This window comes from Candidatus Propionivibrio aalborgensis, from assembly GCF_900089945.1.
Taxonomy (GTDB): Bacteria; Pseudomonadota; Gammaproteobacteria; order Burkholderiales; family Rhodocyclaceae; genus Propionivibrio; species Propionivibrio aalborgensis.
In genome coordinates, this window is the sequence record NZ_FLQY01000257.1 from 16,739 (window position 1) to 38,313 (window position 21,575).

14 protein-coding genes are annotated in these 21,575 nt (G+C 58.4%); 9 read left to right on the plus strand and 5 right to left on the minus strand.

The window, feature by feature from the left end:
- Positions 1-19: 19 nt before the first annotated feature.
- The 4 genes from PROAA_RS12400 to PROAA_RS12415 are packed head-to-tail and all read left to right on the plus strand — an operon-like array spanning position 20 to position 10,391.
- Positions 20-1,243 (plus strand): glucose-1-phosphate adenylyltransferase, encoded by a 1,224-nt coding sequence (locus PROAA_RS12400; RefSeq protein ID WP_186411640.1) that lies wholly within the window; start codon positions 20-22, stop codon positions 1,241-1,243.
- Positions 1,244-1,270: 27 nt separating this feature from the next.
- Entirely contained in the window at positions 1,271-3,403 is a 2,133-nt protein-coding gene (glgX, locus tag PROAA_RS12405; RefSeq protein ID WP_186411641.1) for a glycogen debranching protein GlgX, read from the plus strand.
- A complete protein-coding gene (treZ, locus tag PROAA_RS12410; protein ID WP_186411642.1) occupies positions 3,400-5,232 on the plus strand; it encodes a malto-oligosyltrehalose trehalohydrolase in 1,833 nt (610 codons plus the stop codon). The genes glgX and treZ overlap by 4 nt, the downstream gene beginning before the upstream one ends.
- 11 nt (positions 5,233-5,243) lie before the next feature.
- Positions 5,244-10,391: a malto-oligosyltrehalose synthase gene (locus PROAA_RS12415; RefSeq protein ID WP_186411643.1), complete on the plus strand. Its 5,148-nt coding sequence runs from the start codon at positions 5,244-5,246 to the stop codon at positions 10,389-10,391.
- Between the two features lie 21 nt (positions 10,392-10,412).
- On the opposite strand, the gene PROAA_RS12420 is transcribed toward PROAA_RS12415, so the two are convergent.
- From PROAA_RS12420 to nosR, 3 genes are all read right to left on the minus strand, one after another.
- A complete protein-coding gene (locus tag PROAA_RS12420; protein ID WP_186411644.1) occupies positions 10,413-12,893 on the minus strand; it encodes an EAL domain-containing protein in 2,481 nt (826 codons plus the stop codon).
- A gap of 82 nt (positions 12,894-12,975) precedes the next feature.
- Positions 12,976-13,566, minus strand: coding sequence for a response regulator (locus PROAA_RS12425; RefSeq protein WP_186411645.1), 591 nt, complete (start codon positions 13,564-13,566; stop codon positions 12,976-12,978).
- 12 nt (positions 13,567-13,578) lie between these two features.
- Positions 13,579-14,886: a response regulator c-di-GMP phosphodiesterase, NosR family gene (gene nosR, locus PROAA_RS12430; protein WP_186411646.1), complete on the minus strand. Its 1,308-nt coding sequence runs from the start codon at positions 14,884-14,886 to the stop codon at positions 13,579-13,581.
- 229 nt (positions 14,887-15,115) lie between these two features.
- Between nosR and PROAA_RS12435 the strand changes: the two genes are divergently transcribed.
- The 3 genes from PROAA_RS12435 to PROAA_RS12445 all read left to right on the plus strand — a co-directional run bounded on the left by PROAA_RS12435 (position 15,116) and on the right by PROAA_RS12445 (position 17,968).
- Entirely contained in the window at positions 15,116-15,787 is a 672-nt protein-coding gene (locus PROAA_RS12435; protein ID WP_186411647.1) for a TetR/AcrR family transcriptional regulator, read from the plus strand.
- Between the two features lie 153 nt (positions 15,788-15,940).
- The gene (locus PROAA_RS12440; RefSeq protein WP_186411654.1) at positions 15,941-16,606 is read left to right on the plus strand and encodes a protein-L-isoaspartate O-methyltransferase family protein; all 666 of its coding nucleotides are present in this window, start codon (positions 15,941-15,943) and stop codon (positions 16,604-16,606) included.
- A gap of 21 nt (positions 16,607-16,627) precedes the next feature.
- The gene (locus PROAA_RS12445; protein WP_186411648.1) at positions 16,628-17,968 is read left to right on the plus strand and encodes a TolC family outer membrane protein; all 1,341 of its coding nucleotides are present in this window, start codon (positions 16,628-16,630) and stop codon (positions 17,966-17,968) included.
- Here the strand turns inward: PROAA_RS12445 and waaA are convergent.
- Positions 17,943-19,217, minus strand: coding sequence for a lipid IV(A) 3-deoxy-D-manno-octulosonic acid transferase (gene waaA, locus PROAA_RS12450; RefSeq protein WP_186411649.1), 1,275 nt, complete (start codon positions 19,215-19,217; stop codon positions 17,943-17,945). The two genes, PROAA_RS12445 and waaA, sit on opposite strands and share 26 nt — an antisense overlap.
- Complete coding sequence (gene waaC / locus PROAA_RS12455) at positions 19,217-20,179, minus strand: lipopolysaccharide heptosyltransferase I (RefSeq protein WP_186411650.1); 963 nt, start codon at positions 20,177-20,179, stop codon at positions 19,217-19,219. Before waaC ends, waaA begins: the two co-directional genes overlap by 1 nt.
- Positions 20,180-20,278: 99 nt before the next feature.
- Between waaC and rfbB the strand changes: the two genes are divergently transcribed.
- Together rfbB and PROAA_RS12465 are read left to right on the plus strand one after the other, a co-directional pair.
- Positions 20,279-21,346, plus strand: a complete 1,068-nt coding sequence (gene rfbB, locus PROAA_RS12460) for a dTDP-glucose 4,6-dehydratase (RefSeq protein ID WP_186411651.1) — start codon at positions 20,279-20,281, stop codon at positions 21,344-21,346.
- Positions 21,343-21,575, plus strand: a 233-nt coding sequence (locus PROAA_RS12465; RefSeq protein ID WP_186411652.1) for a sugar nucleotide-binding protein, incomplete at its 3' end; no start/stop codon positions are given. The genes rfbB and PROAA_RS12465, both read left to right, overlap by 4 nt.

The following is a 21,575-nucleotide window of genomic DNA, read 5'->3' on the forward strand; positions in this document are numbered from 1 at the left end:
TCAATAAAGGAGAAAACTCATGAAAGTACTCGCCATGGTTATGGCCGGCGGCCAGGGAACACGACTTCACCCCTTGACGGCAGAACGGTCCAAGCCGTCTGTGCCTTTCGGAAGCCGTTACCGAATCACTGATTTCGTGCTCAGCAGTCTGGTTAATTCCGAAATCCACGGAATCTATCTGCTGGTGCAATACAAATCCCAGTCACTGATTGAACACGTTAACAAATCCTGGGGACAGACCCTGTCCTTCCACGGCCAGTTCATCAACGTTGTCCCGCCGCAAATGCGTGAGGGGCCGGAGTGGTTTCAGGGTACTTCCGACGCCGTGTTTCAGAACATCAACCTGATCGAGCGCCATGCGCCGGATATGGTCGCCGTCTTCGGCGCCGACCATGTGTACCGAATGGACGTTAGGCAGATGATTGATTTTCATCACCAGAATTCCGCCCACGTGTCGGTGGCAGCCATTCCGATTCCGCTGGCCGAAGCCTCGGCTTTCGGAATCATCGATGCCGATGGTGCCGGCCGCATCAAGGGTTTTCTGGAGAAGCCGAAAACACCGCCACCGATGGTCAACGATCCGAGCCGCGCCTACGGCTCGATGGGTAACTACCTGTTCGAGACCGAAGTGCTGCTGACTGCTTTGCGCGAAGCGAAGGAACGTGGCGAGCACGACTTCGGGCACAATATCCTGCCGCGCCTGATCAAGACGCATAACGTTTATGCCTACAATTTCGGCGACAACCGTGTTCCCGGCATCGCCGATTATGAAGAGCAGGCTTACTGGCGCGACGTCGGCACCATCGACGCCTATTACGATGCGCACCGCGATGCCATGGGCGAGCAGCCCCGCTTCAAGCTCTTCAATCCGCAGTGGGTAATCAATTCCAGCAACTACCAGGGTCCTTCAGCCCGCATCCTTTCGGGCCATATCGAGAACACTGCGCTCGGCCCGGGTTCCCTTATACGGGGCGCCAGTGTACGCAACTCGATTCTCCGTCGCGAGGTGATCGTCGAAAAGGATGTGGAAATTGACGACTGTATCATCATGGACCACTCGGTGATCCGCCGCGGTAGCCGTCTGAAGCGAGTCATCGTCGATCGCTACAATACTATTGCGCCCAATACACAGATCGGCTTTGACCCGGCGGCTGACAAAGCGCGATACCACGTCAGCGAGGGCGGCATCGTGGTGTTGCCCAAAGGTTCGGAAGTGCCCGATGTGTCGTGCTATCAGCAATAAGTAGGAAGCAACGATGAAGGAAGAAACATGAATCTGCCTTTAACGGCAATCTGGCCAGGTGCCCCCTTTCCACGGGGCTCCACCTGGGATGGCGAAGGGGTCAACTTCGCCCTCTTTTCCGAGAATGCGACCAAGGTCGAGTTGTGCCTCTTCGATCCCGGTGGGAAAAAGGAAGTTCAGCGTATCGAACTGCGTGAACGGACCGACCTGATCTGGCATTGCTATCTGCCGGAGGCCCGCCCGGGCCTGCTCTACGGCTATCGCGTGCACGGCCCCTACGATCCGGCGCATGGTCACCGCTTCAACCCAAACAAGTTGTTGATCGAGCCCTACGCCAAGGATATCGTCGGCCGGCTCCGCTGGAGCGACGCCCACTTCGGCTACAAGATCGGACACCGTCAGCAGGATATGTCCTTCGACCGCCGCGACAACGCCGCCGGGATGCCCAAGTGCCGCGTCATCGACCCGGCGTTTACCTGGGGCGAGGACAAGTCTCCTCACATCGCCTGGTCCGACATGGTGGTTTATGAAACGCACGTGCGCGGCTTCACCAAGAACCATCCGGACGTTCCGCCGTCACTGCGTGGTACCTACGCCGGTTTGGCCACAGCGCCGGTAATTGAGCATCTGAAGCGTCTGGGAGTCACTTCGGTGGAATTGCTGCCGGTGCACGCCTTCCTCAACGACCGCCATTTGCTCGAACAAGGTCTGTCCAACTACTGGGGCTACAATTCCATTGGCTTTTTTGCTGCGGATCAGCGCTATAGCTCAAGCGGGGTGGTCAGCGAGTTCAAGACCATGGTCAAGACCATGCACTCGAACGGTATCGAGGTCATCCTCGACGTGGTCTACAATCACACTGCCGAGGGCAACCACCTCGGGCCTACGATCTCCTTCAGAGGGATCGACAACGCCTCCTACTACCGGCTGGTCGGCGACGATCGGCGCTACTGCATGGATTACACCGGCTGCGGCAACACGCTCAATCTGCAGAATCCACGGGTGCTCCAGATGGTCATGGATTCGCTGCGTTACTGGGTGCTGGAGATGCACGTCGATGGTTTCCGCTTCGATCTGGCTTCGGCTCTGGCGCGCGGATTGCATGCGGTCAATCGACTCGGTTCCTTCTTCGACATTCTGGTCCAGGATCCGGTGTTGTCGCAGGTCAAGCTGATCGCCGAGCCCTGGGATCTGGGCGAAGGCGGCTATCAGGTCGGCAATTTCCCGGCCGGCTGGGGTGAATGGAACGACCAATACCGTGACACCATGCGCGCCTACTGGAAGGGTGATGGTGGCCTGATCGGCGATTTTGCTCGACGATTGACCGGTTCCAGCGATTTTTATGATCACAGCGGCCGCAAGCCTTACGCCAGCGTCAATTTTATTACCGCACACGACGGCTTTACCCTGCATGACGTGGTGAGCTACAACCACAAACACAACGACGCCAACGGTGAAGGCAACCGGGACGGCACCGACAACAACAACTCCTGGAACTGCGGTGCAGAGGGGGAAACCAGGGATGCCGAAATAAATGCCCTGCGTGCTCGCCAGAAACGCAATCTGCTGGCGACGCTCTTCTTCTCGCAGGGCGTTCCCATGTTGCTGGCCGGCGACGAAATGGGCCGCACCCAGAAGGGGAGCAACAACGCCTACTGTCAGGATAACGAAATCAGCTGGGTTAACTGGGATCTGTCCGATGCCGACCGCGAGTTTCTGGCCTTCGCTCAGCGCGTCATCGCCCTGCGGCGCGACCATCCCGTTTTCCATCGGAAGAACTTCTTCCAGGGCAAGGCCATCGCCGGCTCGAACAACAAGGACATCCACTGGATCAAGCCTGACGGCACCGAAATGACCGATCAGGAGTGGGCGCAAAGTTTTGCCCGCTGTCTCGGCGTCTATTTCTTCGGTGAGGCCATGGACGAGCGCGACGGGCGCGGCCGTCCGATCAAGGACGATAACCTTCTGTTGCTCTTCAACAGTCACCACGAGGCCATCCCATTCAAGCTGCCGGTCATCTGTAAAGACTGTCAATGGTCAAGCATTCTCGACACAAGTTTCGCGGGAGGCCTGAAGGTAGATGGCACGTTCAAGGGCGGCGCCACCTATTCACTTGCAGGCCGCTCGCTGGCCCTGCTCAAGCAGGAGGCACCCTTATGAAACGCAAGCACGCCATGCCTTTCGGCGCCGAACTCATCGACGGCGGCGGTGTCCGCTTCCGCCTGTGGGCTCCCGGCGTCGACGCTGTAGGCTTGAAACTGGACGAGGCTGGCGAACTGCCGATGCTGACGGCCGGTCAAGGCTGGTTCGAGCTTAGCCATCAGACGGCGCACGCCGGCAGTCGGTATCGCTTCCGCTTGCCTGATGGGCTGCTGGTTCCCGACCCCGTTTCGCGTTCCAATCCTGACGACGTGCATGGCGCCTCCGAAGTGATCGATCCGGACGCTTTCGAGTGGTCTGACGACGGCTGGCTCGGTCGACCGTGGGAAGAGGCGGTGATTTACGAGCTGCACATCGGCTGTTTCACGTCGGCGGGCGATTTCAATGGCGTCATCGAGCGTCTCGACTATCTTGTCGAACTGGGCGTTACCGCTATCGAGATCATGCCGGTTGCCGATTTCCCAGGGCGCGCCAACTGGGGTTACGACGGTGTGCTGCTGTTCGCACCGGACGCCGCCTACGGCCGGCCGGACGACTTCAAGCGCTTGATCAATGCGGCGCACGAGCGCGGCCTGATGGTGTTGCTTGACGTCGTCTATAATCATTTCGGACCGGAAGGCAACTACCTGCACGCCTACGCCCCGGACTTCTTCAACCCACGCCACGCCACGCCGTGGGGTGCGGCGATCAACTTCGACAGCGAGAACAGTCGCACGGTGCGCGACTTCTTCGTGCACAACGTACTGTACTGGCTGGAGGAGTTTCATCTCGACGGATTGCGTCTGGATGCCATCCACGCCATCTGCGACGACAGCTCGCCCGACATCATCGAGGAACTCGCCGAAGCCTTCCGCTCCGGCCCGGGCCGCGAGCGCCACGTGCACATGGTGCTGGAGAATGAGCGCAACCAGGCTCGCTACCTCGGTCGACACTTCGCAAATGAAACCACCGGCGGCCCTCTCCAGGCTACGGCCCAGTGGAACGACGACATCCATCACGTGTTTCATGTTCTAGCCACCGGCGAATCCGACGGTTACTATACTGATTACGCTGCCCAGCCGACGGAATTGCTCGGTCGCTGCCTGACAGAAGGTTTTGCCTACCAGGGGGAGCCCTCGGCCTTCGCCAACGGCGAATTGCGCGGCGAACCGAGTGCCCATCTGCCGCCCGCGGCCTTCATCAATTTCCTGCAGAATCACGATCAGATCGGCAACCGGGCCTTCGGCGAACGTTTGAGCCATCTCGCTTCGCTAGTGGCGATGGAAGCACTCACTTCGGTGCTTCTGCTGGCGCCTCAACCGCCCATGTTGTTCATGGGCGAGGAATTCGCCACCAATCAGCCTTTCCTGTTCTTCTGCGACTTCGGGCCCGAACTCGCCAACGCCGTAACCGAGGGCCGTCGGCGTGAATTCTCGCGCTTTGCCCGTTTTGCGGATCCGGCCGTGCGGGAAAGCATCCCGGATCCCAACGCACCGGAAACCTTCAAGAACTGCGTGCTGGACTGGAGCGCCATTGAGCGCATGCCGCAGCGCACGACCCTTGAGCTGCACCGGCAGCTGCTTGCCTTGCGCCGGCAATGGATTATGCCGCGGCTTAGCGGGATGGGCAACGGTGATCCGCAAGTCTCTCTGCTGTCGTCGCGGGCGCTGGCCATCTATTGGCGCCTCGGTGACGGTAGCCTGCTTTCGCTGCACGCCAATTTCGGAGAAACGGCGATTGACGCACCCGCCGCGTCAGGTACCCGGCTCTTTGCCACACCTAACTTTGACGACAATAATCTTGACGCCGGACAACTGCCCGCGTGGTCAACGATCTGGCATTTGCAATAGGAACACTGTCCATGACTCACCCCACGCCTGGCAATCGGGATGCTCTGACGCAACTCGCCGACCGCTGTGGTATAGCCGCTGGCTATCACGATATCTGGGGCAATCCGCATTCCACCTCTGATCGAACGCGCCGCGCGCTTCTGACCGCCATGCACTTCCCTGCCGACGCTGATCCGGCGACACTGCTGCAGCAACTGGAAGACGACGAATGGCGCAGGGCGCTGCCGCCGGTTCTGGTTTCTCGGATTGATTCCTCGCCCGCCGTACCGCTTTCCGTACCAATGGGAGATGAAAATTTCCGCATGTACTGGACGTTGACTACTGAAGCGGGAAACAGAAGCAGCGGAGAATTCGTGCCTTCCCGGCTGGACCGGCTGGGTGAAAGGCATCTAGGCAATGTCCCCTTCATTCGGGTCGAGCTTGTTCTGCCGTCACTGGCAGAACCCGGATACCACAGCCTGGAGATCGGAAAATCAGATCCGGAATCCGGGTCGTCCGGCCCCCTGGCGGTGATGTCGCTGATCGTTGCTCCGGCCACCTGCTTTCAGCCCGAGGCGGTAACGGGGACCAACCGCGCCTGGGGGCTGGCCGTACAACTGTATGGCCTGCGCTCGCGGCGCAATTGGGGAATCGGCGATTTCAGCGACCTGCACTCGCTGGTAGACATGACGGCAGACGCCGGCGCCGGCGTGCTCGGGGTCAACCCCCTGCATGCCCTGTTCCCTGAAAATCCCGACCGCATCAGTCCCTATAGCCCGTCGAATCGTTGTTATCTGAACATCCTCTATCTCGATGTGGTTGCAGTGCCCGAATATGCCGAGTGTGAAGCGGCGCGTCAGCTCGTTGGTAGCGAGACCTTTCAGGCGCGTCTGCGGCGGCTGCGCAGTGCGAGTGAAGTGGCCTATGAAGAAACCAGCGCTGCCAAGCGCGAGGTGCTTGAGCTGCTGTACCGCCACTTCTTCGACAACCATCTGAGCAAGGACGACGACAGGGCTCGGGCCTTCAAGCACTATCGGGAACAGGGTGGCGAAGCGCTGGAACAACATGCGCGGTTTGAGGCATTGCAGGATCATTTCTACCATGAGAATTCCGCGGTCTGGGGCTGGCCGGCATGGCCGGAAGACTATCGTCATCCTGAAGCCCCGGCGGTCAGTGTATTTGCCGAAGAATACCGGGAGGCCGTGACGTTTTTTGTGTGGCTGCAATGGCTGGCCGACGAGCAGCTTATCGCAGTCGGACAGCATGCAGCGCGACGCCGTCTGGGCGTGGGGCTGTATCAGGATCTGGCTCTGGGGGTCAATCCGGGTGGCTCCGAGTACTGGATCAACCAGGAAGTTTTTGCCAAAGACGCCTATGCCGGTTCGCCGCCCGACGATTTCAATCTCTATGGCCAGGATTGGGGTTTGCCACCGTTTGTTCCCCATCGGCTGCGCGATGCGGCCTATGCTCCTTTCATCGCCGTATTGCGCGCCAACATGCGGCAGTGCGGGGCCCTGCGAATCGATCACGTCATCGGATTGGCCCGCGTTTTCTGGGTGCCTGCAGGCCAGCGACCGACCGAGGGAAGCTATGTAACCTGCCCGCTGGAGGATCTGCTCGGCATCGTTGCCCTCGAAAGCCAGCGCAACCAATGTCTGGTGATCGGCGAAGACCTGGGTACCGTACCCGAGGGTTTTCAACCCCGACTCAATGCAGCCGGTATTCTTTCCTACCGTCCTTTCCTGTTCGAGCGCACTGACGAGGGCAGCTTCAAGTCTCCACCCGACTACCCACGGCAGGCGCTGGTGGCCGTCAGCACCCACGATCTGCCGACCTTGAGCGGTTTGTGGCAGGGCCATGATCTTGACCTGCGCAGTGAACTCAAACTTTTTCCTTCAGAGGAATTGCGGAGTAAACAGCTGGTCGATCGTTCTCAGGATCGCGCCCGCTTCCTCATGGCTCTGGAAGGTGCTGGTTTGCTGCCTGATGGCGCAAGTGTCCATCCGGTGTCGATGCCTGTCATGACGCCGGCAGTCATGATCGCAATTCATGCCTATCTGGCAAGGTCTCCTGCGCAGGTGCTCGTGGTGCAGCCGGAAGATATTTTTGGCCAGATCGAGCAGGCCAATCTGCCGGGCAGTCAGGACGACCAGCATCCAAACTGGCGCCGTCGCCTGCCTCTCAATCTGGAAGACTGGAGCGGCGATGAGCGCTTCACGGCGCTCAACGAAGCGCTACGACGCGAGCGCGGCGACACCCTCTTACGGCATGGCGACGCGGCACTGCCTCGCCGAACCGCAGTGATACCACGCGCCACGTATCGCTTTCAATTCAACCGCGATTTCACCTTCGCCCAGGCGACCGAGCTGGTCCCCTATCTGGCCGAGCTCGGGATCAGCCACTGCTATGCTTCGCCTTACCTCCGGGCGCGTCCCGGGAGCACCCACGGCTACGACATCGTCGATCACAGCGTCCTCAATCCGGAAATTGGCACTGAACAGAGCTACGAGGAATTTGTTGCGGCCCTCAAGGCACATGGTCTGGGACAGATTCTCGACGTCGTTCCCAATCACATGGGCATCATGGGCGCCGACAACGCCTGGTGGTTGGACGTGCTTGAAAACGGCCAGGCTTCGGCATGGGGCGCCTTCTTCGATGTCGATTGGGAGCCGCTCAACCCCGAGCTGCGCGGCAAGGTGCTTCTGCCATTGCTTGGCGACCATTACGGCACCATCCTCGAACGCGGCGAGCTGCGCCTGGATTTTGACGCTGTGCGTGGCGAGTTCAGCATCTTTTACCATCAGCACCGCCTGCCGATCGACCCGGCGACCTATCCGTCCATCATCGGATACCAGAGCGAACGGCTGGCCGACATTCTCGGCGAAAGTCACGTGCAATTTGTGGAGCTGCAAACCCTGCTCACCGCATTTGCGCGCCTGCCGGCGCGTACAGATACTACGCCGGCGGCCATGGCCGAGCGCCAGCGCGACAAGGACGTGCACAAACGCAATCTTGCCGTCATGTGCGAAAGTTGTCCCGACATCATCCGTCACATCGCCGACAATCTGGCCGAATTCAACGGCCGCACTGGAGATACCGTCAGTTTCGACCAGTTGCACGATCTGATCCAGCTTCAGGGCTATCGGCTTTCGTACTGGCGCGTTGCCTCCGACGAGATCAATTACCGGCGCTTCTTCGATGTCAATGACCTCGCGGGCGTGCGTGTCGAAGAGCCAACAGTATTCGATGCCACCCATCGTCTCGTTCTTGAACTGCTGGCCCAAGGCAAGGTAGACGGCTTGCGTCTGGACCATCCGGATGGCCTCTACGATCCAGCGCAGTATTTTCGGCGCCTGCAACAAGCCGTGGGCGGTGGCCCCCTTGAGCCAGGTGCGCCGCTACCGATGTATCTGCTGATCGAAAAGATTCTCGCGGACCATGAACGCTTGCCTGACGACTGGCCGATCCATGGCGCCACTGGCTATCGCTTTGCCAATCTAGCCAATGCACTGTTCGTGGATAGTGCTGCCGAACGCCGCATGACACGCATCTACGAGAGCTTTTCGGAAACCAGCGATGAGTTTGAAACCCTCGCCTATGAAGCCAAGAAGCTCATCATGAATACGGCTTTGGCCGGTGAGCTCAACGTACTGGCTACCCGTTTGTCACGGATCGCCGCCGCCAGCCGCGACACGTGCGACTTCACCCTCAACGGCTTGCGCAATGCTCTGGTCGAGGTGGTGGCCTGTTTCCCGGTATATCGCAGCTACGTGGCTGGAGGCGAACTTTCCGCCGATGATCGCAAGCACATCGGTTGGGCGCTTGCTGTGGCGAAGAAGCGCAGTCCGGCCGCCGACACCGGTATCTATGAGTTTTTCAAGTCCGTGCTCACGACCGATATCACGTATGGCCGCAGCGCAGCCTTCCGGGAGCCGGTTGAAGCCTTTGCCATGAAGTTCCAGCAGTTGTCCTCGCCGGTCATGGCCAAGGGCGTGGAGGACACGGCCTTCTACCGCTACCATCGCCTTACTTCGCTCAACGACGTGGGCGGCGAACCGCGGCGTTTTGGCGTTTCCGTCGCAGCTTTCCATGCGGCGACGCGCGTTCGTGCCGGAAGCTGGCCGCACACCATGCTGGCTACCTCAACCCACGACAGCAAACGCTCCGAGGACGTTCGCGCGCGCATCAACGTACTCTCCGAAATGCCGGCGGCGTGGAAATTGATGTTGAAGCGCTGGAGCCGTCTCAACCGTGCTCGCAAGCACAGCGTCGATGGCCTTAGCGCGCCCTCGCGCAACGACGAATACCTGCTCTACCAGACCCTAATTGGCGCCTGGCCCCTGGATTTCCCGGACGAGGCTGCACTGACCGATTTCCGGGAGCGCATCCAGGCTTACATGATCAAGGCTTTGCGCGAAGCGAAGGAGCACAGCAGTTGGGCCAATGTGAATGTCGAGTACGAGGCGGCCATGAGCGACTTCGTCCAGGCGCTGCTGGCGCCAGGCGAGAAGAACCTGTTTATGGCGGACTTCCTGCTCATGGTGCAGCCTATCGCCCGCTACGGTTTGCTCAACAGTTTGGGCCAGTCCCTGATCAAGCTCACTTCACCGGGCGTGCCCGATATCTATCAGGGTTGCGAGTTGTGGCAGTTCAACCTGGTGGACCCTGACAACCGGCGGCCGGTGGATTTCCCAAGGCGTCGCGAGCTGCTGGCAGAGGTGAAAGGCCTGGTGGACGCGCCTCCGGCGCAATGGCGGCAGAACCTGCAAACTTTGGTGGACTCTATGGCCGATGGCCGTATCAAACTCTACACGCATTGGCAGACGCTGACGCTTCGCCAACGCTGGCCCGAAGTGTTCCGCGACGGCGAATACCTGCCGCTGACGGTTGGCGGACAGGCTGCCGCACACGTATGCGCCTTTGCCCGACGTGCCGGTGGTCGTTCCCTGATCACCCTCGTGCCGCGACTGCCGGTTCGCCTTCTGGGCGACCCGAATGCCCTGCCCCTGGGGCTCGACGTGTGGGGCGATACGACGCTGGAGTTGCCCCCTGAACTGGCTGCCCTGCCGTGGACCAATGTGCTGACGGGCGAGAGCCATGCATCCGCCGGACAACTGGAGGTGGGGCGACTTCTGGACTTCTTCCCGGTGGCTCTGCTGACGGCGGAGGCTTCAACTTGACGACGGTGGGTGACGCCCGGATCAGTCGTCCTTTCTCCGCGATGCGTAGAGTTCACGCCAATGGCGCAGTGCGCCTGCGATTTCCTCCCTCAGCATTTCGGTATCCCAGGGCTTCAGCAGGAAGCGATAAACCGCGCCCTTGTTGATCGCATCGGTGACGGCAGAAATTTCCGAATAACCGGACAAGACCATGCGCACTGTTTGCGGATAGAGGCTCTTTACCCGTGAAAGAAACTCGGTGCCGTTCATTTCCGGCATGCGCTGGTCGGAGACGATCAACTGGACGTCGTTGGTGGCCAGTAGCGAGAGTCCTTCGGCGGCGCTTCCTGCGGTCATGATTTCGTAGCCTTCGCGGCGCAGTGTGCGCTTGAGCGATGCCAATATGTTCGCTTCGTCGTCAACAAACAAGACGGTGTTGCGTTTGACCGAACCTCGCTGGGCGTAAAGGTTCATCGTCGAACCTTCCTGAAGCAAGCGGGCAATATCCTCCGCCGGAAGCGGCCTGGAAAAGAAATAACCCTGCATTTCGTCACATTCGTTGCGCCGCAGATACTGCATCTGCTCTTCGGTTTCGACACCCTCAGCCAGCACCACCTTGCCCAGTTTATGCGACATGGCGATCGTTGCCTGTGCAATTGCCGCGTTGACCGGGTTGGTTGTGATGTCGCTTACGAAAGACTGATCGATCTTGACCACGTCGATCGGAAAGCGTGAGAGATAGGCGAGCGAGGAATAGCCGGTGCCGAAGTCGTCAAGCGAGATTCGCACCCCGACTTTCTTCAATTGTGCTGTGCTGCGGATTGCTCCGGCGATATCCTGCATCATGGCCCCCTCGGTAATCTCGACTTCGAGGTGGCGCGGGTCGATGCGCTGCACGGCCAGCGCATTGCTGATCGTGGCATGCAGACCGGGTGCAAGGAGGTGGCGGGCAGCCAGGTTGATGGCGACTTTTATCGAAGGCAGGCCGGCGTCCAGCCAGATTCGCATCTGCCGAAGCGTTTCGCCCAGCACCCACTCGCCGATGTCGACGACGAGATTGCTTTGCTCCGCCAAGGGGATGAAATCACCGGGCGACACCATGCCGCGCAGGGGATGCCGCCAGCGAATCAATGCCTCGAGCCCGATTATGGCGCCCGAGAACAGGCTGACCTGCGGTTGAAAGTGAAGGAACATCTCGTTGCGTTCGATCGCCAGGCGCAGATCGGCGATCAGTTCGCGTTGCCCGCTTGCGCTGCTGGCCGTTGTGGCATCAAAGCGGCAGCAGTGGTTGCCTCCGCCCGCTTTGGCCCGCTCTGTGGCGTTCATGGCATGGCTGAGCAGTTCGCTGGCACTACCACCGTCGATCGGGTAGCCAGCGATACCTATCGAAGCCGTAACGTAGATCGGTCTGTCTGTCAGCAAGATAGGTTGGTGAATGGCTGCCAGCACACGCCCGGTCACATCATGGATAACATTGTCAATTCCCGATTCGTGCGGCCCAAGCAGAATGGCAAACTTGTCGTTACCCAGGCGAGCCAGTATATCGGCCTGCCGCAGGGCGCCTTTGATGCTCAAGGCTATCTCGACGATAACCAGATCCGCTTCATCGGTACCGATGGCATCATTGACAACGAAGAAATCATCGATATCGATGTGCAGGACGGTCACCTCGCTCTCGTCCAGATAAGCGCTGTTCAATGCCGCGACCAGCAGATTCATGAACGCGGTGCGATTGGGCAGGCCGGTTAGCTGATCGATTGCCAGAAGCTTGTCGATGTGCTGCTGAAGTTGATGGCGCTGCGACCCGTCTTCACCGATGGCGAAGTAGTTTTGCACATGGCCCTGCGAATCACGAATCGCCGCAATGGTCTTGCATTCCAGATAGTGGCTACCGTCTTTCCGTCGGTTGATCACTTCACCGTTCCAGATCCCGCCTGAATCGATGGTTTCCCAGAGGTTTCGATAGACCTCGTCGGGCGTCTGCCCGGACTTGAAAATGGCAGGCGTTTTACCGATCAGCTCTTCGAAGGAATAGCCGGTCATGTGCAAGAGGGCGGGGTTGGCGTAGAGGATGGAGTTGTCCTCATTCGCAATGAGGATGCTGCCGGAGTAGTTGTCGGTCACCGTCTGAAACATGGCCGCTGTGGCCTGACTCTCGCGCATGGAGCGCGCGTCGAAGCCAACCAGAATCGTTGCCGCAGCTTGCCCCGCCGCGCCGATTTGCTCGCTGCGCTTCCAGGAGAGCGGAATAAGGGAGCCATCGCAGTGCAGCAGCTCGGCCTCAAATGGATCGGGAAACACCCGCTCAGAATTGCCGATCAACGCAGCCAGAGTTGCGCTTTGCGCATCGTTGTCCGGCAACACTACGGACATCGGCCTGCCGAACAGCTGATCCAGCCGTTCGTACCCCAGAAGTTTCAGCCCGAAGCGATTCATGAACCGGATTGCCGTTTTCCGGTCAAGCCGCATCACCAGGCAGCCGAGCGCATCGTAGTAGGCCGATTCCCTCATGGCGTGAGTCATGCCTCAATAGCCATTGTTATAGCGTCTTTCCGGGCAGATCGTTCCCGGAGAGTGAATGCCCGCTTTAGGGCGCCTGCATATGTCAGTTGAGCCACTTGTCGCCAGGACTTTCGGGTTCGAGCAACGATTCATCGAGTAGCACCGAGCCGTCCGGCCCCCAGTTAACCTGCGTGATACCCGGTTCGGACGCTTCGAGACGCTTGCGCTCAATTTCCTCTTCCGAAATGCTACCCATCGTCAGCCGTGCCTGATCTGCCAGCCGCTGGTTTTCAAGCGATAGATCGCGCAGAGCCAGAACCTGACCGAGGGTAGAGACCAGTTCGTAGTCATTCCACGGTTTCGAAATGAAACGGATGATCCCGGCCTCGTTGATGGCGTCGATCAGTCCGTTCAAGTCGGCGTAGCCGGACAGGATCAGGCGCGCCGCATCGGGTTGTATTTCGCGCAAGGCCTTGAGGAACTGCACGCCATTAATGACCGGCATGCGAAAATCGGAGAGCACCAGATCGTAGGCTGTGTGACGGGCCTTTTCCAAAGCCTCTTTCGGCGAACTGCAAATGTCGACCGTCAGCTTGTAGGTTACCTCGCCCGCCGTACAGGGCGTCAGCGACAACAGGCGGCGCAGGGATTTGAGGATGGATTCTTCATCATCGACAATCAGGATTCGGCTCATCGCGTTTTTCCTTCAGTGTTTGTCAGTGCGGATATAAATCGTAATCGCATGGTTTTCGCGCCGTGCATACTCTTGAATTTTCTTGATGACGGCAACGTCGAGGACGAAATCCGCTGCCAGCAGCATGATGCCTTCCTTGCTCAGCAGATCACGCGCCAGTACCATGCCGACCTTTAGATCAGCGTGGGAAACCGTTTTCGCGCGGTCGCTTTCAAGCGCCAGACCACCCAGCATCTCGATGAAAGCATCGACGATTTGCGGATCGTAACGTTTGCCACTGGACTGGATGATCAAGGCTTTTGCCTCATCAGGGCTCATGCGCTTATCGGATAGAGTGCCGATCTGCAAGCCATCGTAGTCGTTAACCACGCTGAGTATCCGGGCACCACGCACGATGTCCGCGCCCTCAAGTCCGTCCGGAAAGCCCTTCCCGTCAAATTGTTCGTGGTGCGAGCGGACAATCCGGGAGACGTCTTTCAATTCCTCCAGCGGCATCAACGCCGATTCCCCGGCGACAACGTGCTTGCGATACTGCCCGAGTTCCTCGCTGCCCATCTTGGAAACGGCTCGAATGAGCAGGCTATCCGGGAATCCGATCTTGCCGACATCGTGCAACAGTGCGGCGAAAAAAATGTCTTGAAGTTCCTTGGATTCCACGCCCAGACGAATAGCCAGCTTGCGTGCCAGATCGGCAACCCGACGCGAGTGACCCGCCATCGCGCCGCCACGCAGTTCCATGAGACTGGAAAATATCTTGATCGAAACGAGAAAATTCTGTTTGAGCTTGTCGTTGGCCAGGTTGAGGAAGCTATTGACCTGCTCGATTTCGGATGTGCGTTGCCTGACCTTGTCTTCGAGATTGAGGTTGAGATCCTTCAGCTCCTCGTTCTGCGCCTGAGTCAATGCCAGCAAGCGAATGTTTTCGTTGCGTAGCCGGGCGCCTTCCAGTGCGTCGCGGACCACCAACTTCAGGTCGTCATCGTCCCAGGGTTTGGAGACGTACCGATAGATCTCGCCCCGGTTGATCGCAGCGATGGTCGAAGCGACGTCGGCGTAGCCGGTAAGCAGAATTCGTGTTGTCTTCGGCCAGCGATTGCGTACCTGCTCCAGGAATTGTGCGCCATCCATCTCCGGCATGCGCATGTCGGAGATGACCAGATCAACGGGTTCATGTTCAAGAACTTCAAGCCCGGCCTTGCCGCTTTCTGCCGTGAAGATCCGATAGCCGGCAGGTCGCAACAGTCGTCGCAACGAAGAAAGAATGCCCGGCTCATCATCGACGAGCAAAACCGTCGTGGCCGTGTCGAGGGTGTCGTTCATAACGCGGTCTCGATATTGGCTGCCGGTGACGAATCTACTGATAGCCCCTTGCCCAAACCTTTCATCGTTATTGACCCTCTCCCAGGTTTTTCCGACTACGTTGCCTCTGATAATACTCCCTGAATTCAGCTTAGAACCATTGTGGGTATTATGGGGCAAAACCCTGCGCGATTGACTCGTCGATACCTAGCATATACATTACTGACCAGCCAGTCATTACCGGATTTCGATGAATACACTTGCCACTCACTCTGTTCCGCTTGCCAATGCCGAAACGCGCGTACCACGTCGTCGTCGCAAGGATGCGCGTCCCTCGGAATTGACAGCGGCTGCGCTCGAGCTCTTCGTCGAAAGAGGCTTCGCCACCACGCGACTTGAAGATGTGGCGGCACGCGCCGGAGTCTCCAAGGGGACCTTGTACCTCTACTTTGACAGCAAGGAGGCTCTCTTCAAGGCGGTGATTGAGGAAGGCATCGTGCCGACGCTGGTGGCTGCCGAGCAACAATTGGCTGAGCACAGCGGATCAGCGGCTGAATTGCTGCGCAAGCTGCTTTTCGGCTGGTGGCAGCAAATCGGTGGCACACGTCTGGCCGGGGTGCCAAAGCTGATCATTTCGGAGTCGCGCAATTTTCCCGAAGTGGCGCAGTATTACCACGACAAGGTGATACTGCGCGGACGGGCTTTGCTCCGAACCGTGCTGCAGCGAGGAATCGCGGACGGCGAGTTCCGGGCTCTGGACGTTGAAACCGCCATCGACGTGATTATTGCGCCCTTGCTGATGCTGGTCATCTGGCGTTTTTCTCTTTGTTTTTGCGGGCAGGAGACCGATCCGGAGAGCTATCTTGAGACTCATTTTGATCTGCTGGTGCACGGCTTGCATCGATCGCAAGATGGCCAATGAACGCATCCGCAGTCCGCGGCAGCATATGGCATTGCCCCATCTCCCGGGCAGTGTGGTATCGGGTAAAGGTATAATCCTTGGTTCTTGTATTAATTCATATTAGACTGTGCTAATATACTTTTTGGAATGGGGAATGCCATGGCGGCAGTGACAATGAATATCGAGAAAGCGCGTTTCAACATGATTGAGCAGCAGATCCGGCCCTGGAATGTGCTGGATCCATCGGTTCTGAGCCTGCTGTCGGTCGTCAAACGCGAGGATTTCGTCCCGGCGGCTCACAAGGATCTGGCGTTCGCGGATATTGAAATACCCATCGGCGCCAAGGGAAATGCCAGCCAGACGATGCTGGCGCCAAAGATCGAGGCGCGTATGCTGCAGGAGCTGGCGATCAGGAATACAGACAAAGTGCTTGAGATTGGTACCGGCACCGGCTATATGGCTGCCCTGCTTGCGGCCAAGGCTGAATATGTCTACAGCGTCGAAATCGATCCGGGGTTGGCCGAGATTGCCCGCAATAACCTCCAGCAGGCGGGTGTTGCCAACGTCAGTGTCGAAATCGGAGACGGCGTACAAGGTCGGTCAAGTGATGCGCCTTATGATGTGATCGTGCTTTCCGGGTCGCTACCGGTGTTGCCCGAGCGGCTTCTCAATCAGCTCAAGATCGGTGGGCGACTGGCGGCCGTTGTCGGTGAAGCGCCGGTAATGCAGTTACAGGTGATTACGCGCACCAGTGAAGACGCTTTTAGCACGAACCCAATTTTTGAAACCGTTGTCGCACCTTTAACCAATGCTGCACAGAGCAATAAATTTGTTTTCTAGCTTATCCATGAGACCAACCCCATGCGTCTGAAGGTATCGCCAAGCCGATCGTCTCTATTGCTTGCAGCGCTGTTCTCCACAGCGCCCGCGTTTTCGACGGATCTGATGCAGGTTTATCGGGATGCACTGACCAATGACCAGCAGTACATGGCGGCACGTGCAACGGCCGACGCATTGCGTGAGAAAGAGCCGCAAGGATTGTCCGGACTGTTGCCAACGATTAGCGGTACGGCCAATACGACCTGGAATGAGAACAAGTATTCGGCGAGCAACCAGCCTCAGAAAATCAACAGGGATTTCAATACCAACGCTTATAACGTCAATCTGACGCAGCCGCTTTTCCGTTGGCAGAACATTGTGCAATACAGTCAGGGAAAACTGCAGGTCGTGCAGGCTGAGGCAAATTTTGCTCAAGCTTCTCAGGATCTGATTCTGCGCGTTGCCCAAGCCTACTTCGATGTGCTCTATGCGGAAGAGAACCTCAAGGCGGTTCGTGCCAACAAGCAGTCGATCGGGCAGCAGCTCGAACAGGCCAAGAAGAATTTTGAGGTCGGAACCGCCACCATCACGGATTCCCAGGAAGCACAGTCGCGTTTCGATCTGGCGAGCGCGCAGGAAATCGCTGCTGAAAACGATCTGGAGGTAAAGCGTTTTGCCCTGAGCGTAATTATCGGCAAGCATCCGGGAGAGCTCAATCGCCTCAAGCCTCAAGCCGAATTAAAACCGCCGCAACCGGCCAGCATGGATCCATGGGTTGATGCGGCCGAGAAGGACAGCTTTGTCGTTCAGGCCCAGCAGGCCGCTGCCGAAGTTGCCGCAAAAGAGGTTGAGCGTAATCGCGCCGGGCATTATCCGACCCTGGACGTCGTGGCCAATTACGGCAAGAATAATTCCGCGCTCTCGTTTTTAGGCAACGATAGTCTTGAAACGACGGCAAGAAATATTGGTTTGCAGCTCAATATTCCGCTTTTCCAGGGCGGTTATGTCAATTCCAAGACACGGGAAGCCGCGGCCAATCGCAGCGCAGCGCAAGCGACACTGGAAAACACCAAACGTACTGCGGCGCTTAACGCCCGACAATCGTATCTGGGCGTGGTCAATGGTCTGGCTCAGGTCAGGGCGCTCAACGCCGCGCTGATTTCAAGTACCAGTGCGCTCGAATCGAACAAGCTCGGTTACGAGGTTGGCGTACGCATCAACATCGATGTGCTTAACGCCGAGAATCAGGTTTACATCACAAAGCGCGATCTGGCCAGAGCACGTTTCGACACCCTGCTCTCCCAGCTCAGACTCAAGGCGGCAGTGGGTTCGCTCGGCGAAGCCGATCTGGAACAGATCAATTCGCTGTTCGAGGCGCCATGATTTCGCGTATCAACGCGACGGTCCTGGACGTCGCTCCGCGATGCGCCAGACTGAACCGTGCGCCTGAATCGCGCATCGCTTGCAGCGCAGCACCGCCATCCAATAGCTTTATCACTTCGTTGGCTGCGGCATCGGCATCGGCAACTCTCTTCGCCGCCCCGCAGGCAATTGCGTCGTCAGTTGCCTGCGAAAAGTTGAAGCTATGCGGACCGACCAGTGCAGGGCAATCGCAAGCGGCGGCTTCGATCAGGTTCTGTCCGCCGAAAGGTAACAAGGTTCCACCAATCAGCGCCACATCCGCCACGGTAAAATAAGCGGGCATTTCGCCCATGCTGTCTCCAAGCCAGACCTGTATTTCGGTTACGGGCAGTGAGTTCTCGCTGCGCCGACAGAGCGTAAGTCCGCGTTCTTCGATCAGAGCACGCACTTCGCGAAAGCGCTGCGGGTGGCGCGGTACCAGCAACAGAAGCAGATCCGGCCGATTCAGGCGGACGAAGGCGTCCAGTATGAGCGATTCTTCCCCCTCGCGTGTGCTGGCAGCCAGCCAGACAGGCCGCGCACCGAGTTTCTGACGCCACTGCGTTCCCAGTTGCAGTTTCTCCGGCGACGGAATGACGTCAAACTTTAGGTTGCCAACCACGCTGACGCGCTGCGCGCCGATGGACATCAGCCGCTCTGCATCGGCCGGCGTCTGTGCTGCCACGGAACGCAAGGAGTCAAACGCCGGGCGGAAGAGATTCAACAAGCGCCTATAGCCGCGCTGCGAACGAGCGGAGAGCCGGGCGTTAACCAGCAACAGCGGCATGCGGCGTGCCTTGGCGCCAGCAATCAGATTGGGCCACAGTTCGGTTTCCATTAGAAGACCGAGGCACGGCTTGAAGTGGTCAAGGAAACGCCCGCTGGCGCCGGACAGGTCATAGGGAAGATAGGCCTGGATCAGCCGGGAGCCGTACTTTGCGATCAGTTCGGCGCCTGTCGCTCTTCCGGTTGGCGTCATGTGTGTTAGCAGCAAAGAGTGATCTGGGTATTCGTCGAGAAGCGCTTGGATAAGCGGTTCGGCCGCGCGCGTCTCACCCACCGAAACCGCATGCAGCCATAACAGTCGGGCCGGCGCAGGCTGGACGTAGTGGCCGTAACGTTCGCCAAGGTTTTGAAGATACTCGGGCTGCTTGCGTGCGCGCCACAACAGTCGCAGCCAGATAAGCGGTTGGATCAGGTAAAAGAGCAGGGAGTAGACTTGGCGCTCCATCAACGAATCCAACGCGCGCCCTGTTCCGCCACGGTCAGCACTTCAGACGCCGTTGGTGCCTGACCCTCGGCGCCAAGATTGCGGATGAAACCCGAGCCGTAGACTCCGGTAAGCGCCGGATCGCTGGCGACGAATACTGCAATGGTTGGCACGCGCAGCGCTGTTGCGAGATGGACCAGGCCGGTATCCACGCCAATGGCAAGAGCGGAACCGCCGATGAGACAGGCCAGCTCATTCAGCTTCAAGGGTGGAGCGACGATCGCACCCGGTACGTTGCTGACAATGCGCTCCACACGTTGACGCTCAATCGCATTGCCCGAAGGGAACACCGGAGTCAGCCCGCGCTTGAACAGGTTTTGAGCAATAGTCTTCCAGTTCGTTTCGTCCCATAGTTTGTCGTCGCGGCTGGTCGCTGTCAGCAACACCGCGTAGCGACTGCCGACAAACCACGAAAGATTGACGGCGGGGGTGCTGATGCCATAGTTGAGTGGCAGGTCGGCAGGAATCTCGAAAGCCGCAGCAGCGAGCCAGCGATTGCGTTCAACGGCGTGGACATTGGGCGGGATGACGAAGGTTTCATCGTAGAAGACGGCCGCTAGCGATTCGCGCGCCACTTCGGCCGCATACCCGCAGTGCCGGCCTTTGGCCTGTCTGGCAATCAGCGCACTCTTGATGAGACCCTGTGTATCGAGGATGACGTCGTAGTATGTTTGGCCAAGGCGCTTTCTGAACTTGCCAATTTCGCGCCATGTAGCCCACTGAGTCAGGGTTTTTCGCCAGCGTCGCAGGGCCACCGGAACGATTTCGCTGACCTCGGGGTGCAGGCGCGGAATGTCGGAAAACGCCTCTTCGACGCACCAGTCGATCTGCGCGTTTGGAAAACAACGCCGCAGATCGCTGACCACAGGCAGATTATGTATGACGTCGCCTAGCGAGGAGGTTTTGACCAACAATATGCGCATCGGCAGGTAGAATAGTGACGACTTGAAGGCAGCATTATAAGAGATAGTGCAAATTGCATCGGAATATACCCTGCCACGAAAAACCCGAAAGGAAATGACTTGATCTTGGTAACCGGCGGTGCAGGCTTCATTGGAGCCAATTTCATCCTCGATTGGTTGCGCGAGAGCGACGAGCCCATCCTCAACCTCGACAAGCTGACCTACGCTGGAAATCTCGAGAATTTTGGCGAACTGGTTGGTGATCCGCGCTACGCCTTTGTGCACGGCGACATTGGTGATCAGAAACTGGTTGAGGGCTTGCTTCTGAAGCACCGCCCGCGCGCCGTGATCAATTTCGCAGCGGAGAGCCATGTCGACCGATCGATCCACGGCCCAGGGGAGTTCATCGAGACCAATATCGTCGGCACCTTCAAGCTACTCGAAAGCGTGCGCGCCCATTTTTCAGCGATGAACGATTCTGAGAGGGTGGCGTTCCGCTTCCTGCACGTTTCGACGGACGAGGTTTACGGCTCGCTTTCCGCTGCCGACCCGGCCTTCACGGAAAGCAACCGTTACCAGCCGAACAGCCCCTACTCGGCGTCCAAGGCCGCATCCGATCATCTGGTGCGCGCCTACCACCATACCTATGGCCTACCGGTGCTGACGACCAATTGCTCGAACAACTACGGTCCGTACCAGTTTCCGGAGAAGCTGATCCCGCTGATGATCGTCAATGCGCTGGCCGGTAAGTCGTTGCCGGTCTATGGTGACGGACAGCAGATTCGCGATTGGTTGTACGTAACTGATCATTGCGACGCCATCCGGCATGTTCTCGCATCCGGGCGAATTGGCGAGATCTACAATATCGGCGGCTGGAACGAGAAACCGAATCTCGCCATTGTTCATGCGATTTGTGACTTGCTAGACGAGCTGCGCCCGCGTGCCGACGGAGGGCGCTACAGCGAACAGATTACCTACGTTGCGGACCGGCCGGGTCATGATCGCCGCTACGCCATTGATGCCGGCAAGATCGGGCAAGAAATCGGATGGAGGCCACGCGAAACTTTCGCTACGGGGATTCGCAAGACCGTACAGTGGTATCTTGATCATCAGGGCTGGGTGAGCAACGTGCAATCGGGTGCCTATCGCGAATGGGTCGAGAAGAACTACGGAGGAAGAGTCGAATGAAGATTCTGCTGTTTGGAAAACGTGGCCAAGTCGGCTGGGAATTGCAGCGTAGCCTGGCGCCTTTGGGGCAGGTGATTGCCATCGACCTTGATCATGTTGGTGCTGACGGCTTGTGCGGCGACTTTACGAATCGGCCTGGACTTGCCGGAACGGTGCGCCGAGTCAAACCGGACGTCATTGTGAACGCCGCCGCCTATACCGCCGTCGACAAGGCCGAGTCCGACCACGA

What these genes read in the sequence shown, in the direction of transcription:
- glgX (WP_186411641.1), top strand. Translation starts at nt 1,271, where the DNA reads ATGAATCTGCCTTTAACGGCAATCTGGCCAGGTGCCCCCTTTCCACGG.
- nosR (WP_186411646.1), bottom strand. Translation starts at nt 14,886, where the DNA reads ATGAACGACACCCTCGACACGGCCACGACGGTTTTGCTCGTCGATGAT.
- waaC (WP_186411650.1), bottom strand. Translation starts at nt 20,179, where the DNA reads ATGCGCATATTGTTGGTCAAAACCTCCTCGCTAGGCGACGTCATACAT.
- waaA (WP_186411649.1), bottom strand. Translation starts at nt 19,217, where the DNA reads ATGGAGCGCCAAGTCTACTCCCTGCTCTTTTACCTGATCCAACCGCTT.
- PROAA_RS12400 (WP_186411640.1), top strand. Translation starts at nt 20, where the DNA reads ATGAAAGTACTCGCCATGGTTATGGCCGGCGGCCAGGGAACACGACTT.
- PROAA_RS12425 (WP_186411645.1), bottom strand. Translation starts at nt 13,566, where the DNA reads ATGAGCCGAATCCTGATTGTCGATGATGAAGAATCCATCCTCAAATCC.
- PROAA_RS12440 (WP_186411654.1), top strand. Translation starts at nt 15,941, where the DNA reads ATGAATATCGAGAAAGCGCGTTTCAACATGATTGAGCAGCAGATCCGG.
- treZ (WP_186411642.1), top strand. Translation starts at nt 3,400, where the DNA reads ATGAAACGCAAGCACGCCATGCCTTTCGGCGCCGAACTCATCGACGGC.
- PROAA_RS12415 (WP_186411643.1), top strand. Translation starts at nt 5,244, where the DNA reads ATGACTCACCCCACGCCTGGCAATCGGGATGCTCTGACGCAACTCGCC.
- PROAA_RS12435 (WP_186411647.1), top strand. Translation starts at nt 15,116, where the DNA reads ATGAATACACTTGCCACTCACTCTGTTCCGCTTGCCAATGCCGAAACG.
- PROAA_RS12445 (WP_186411648.1), top strand. Translation starts at nt 16,628, where the DNA reads ATGCGTCTGAAGGTATCGCCAAGCCGATCGTCTCTATTGCTTGCAGCG.
- PROAA_RS12420 (WP_186411644.1), bottom strand. Translation starts at nt 12,893, where the DNA reads ATGACTCACGCCATGAGGGAATCGGCCTACTACGATGCGCTCGGCTGC.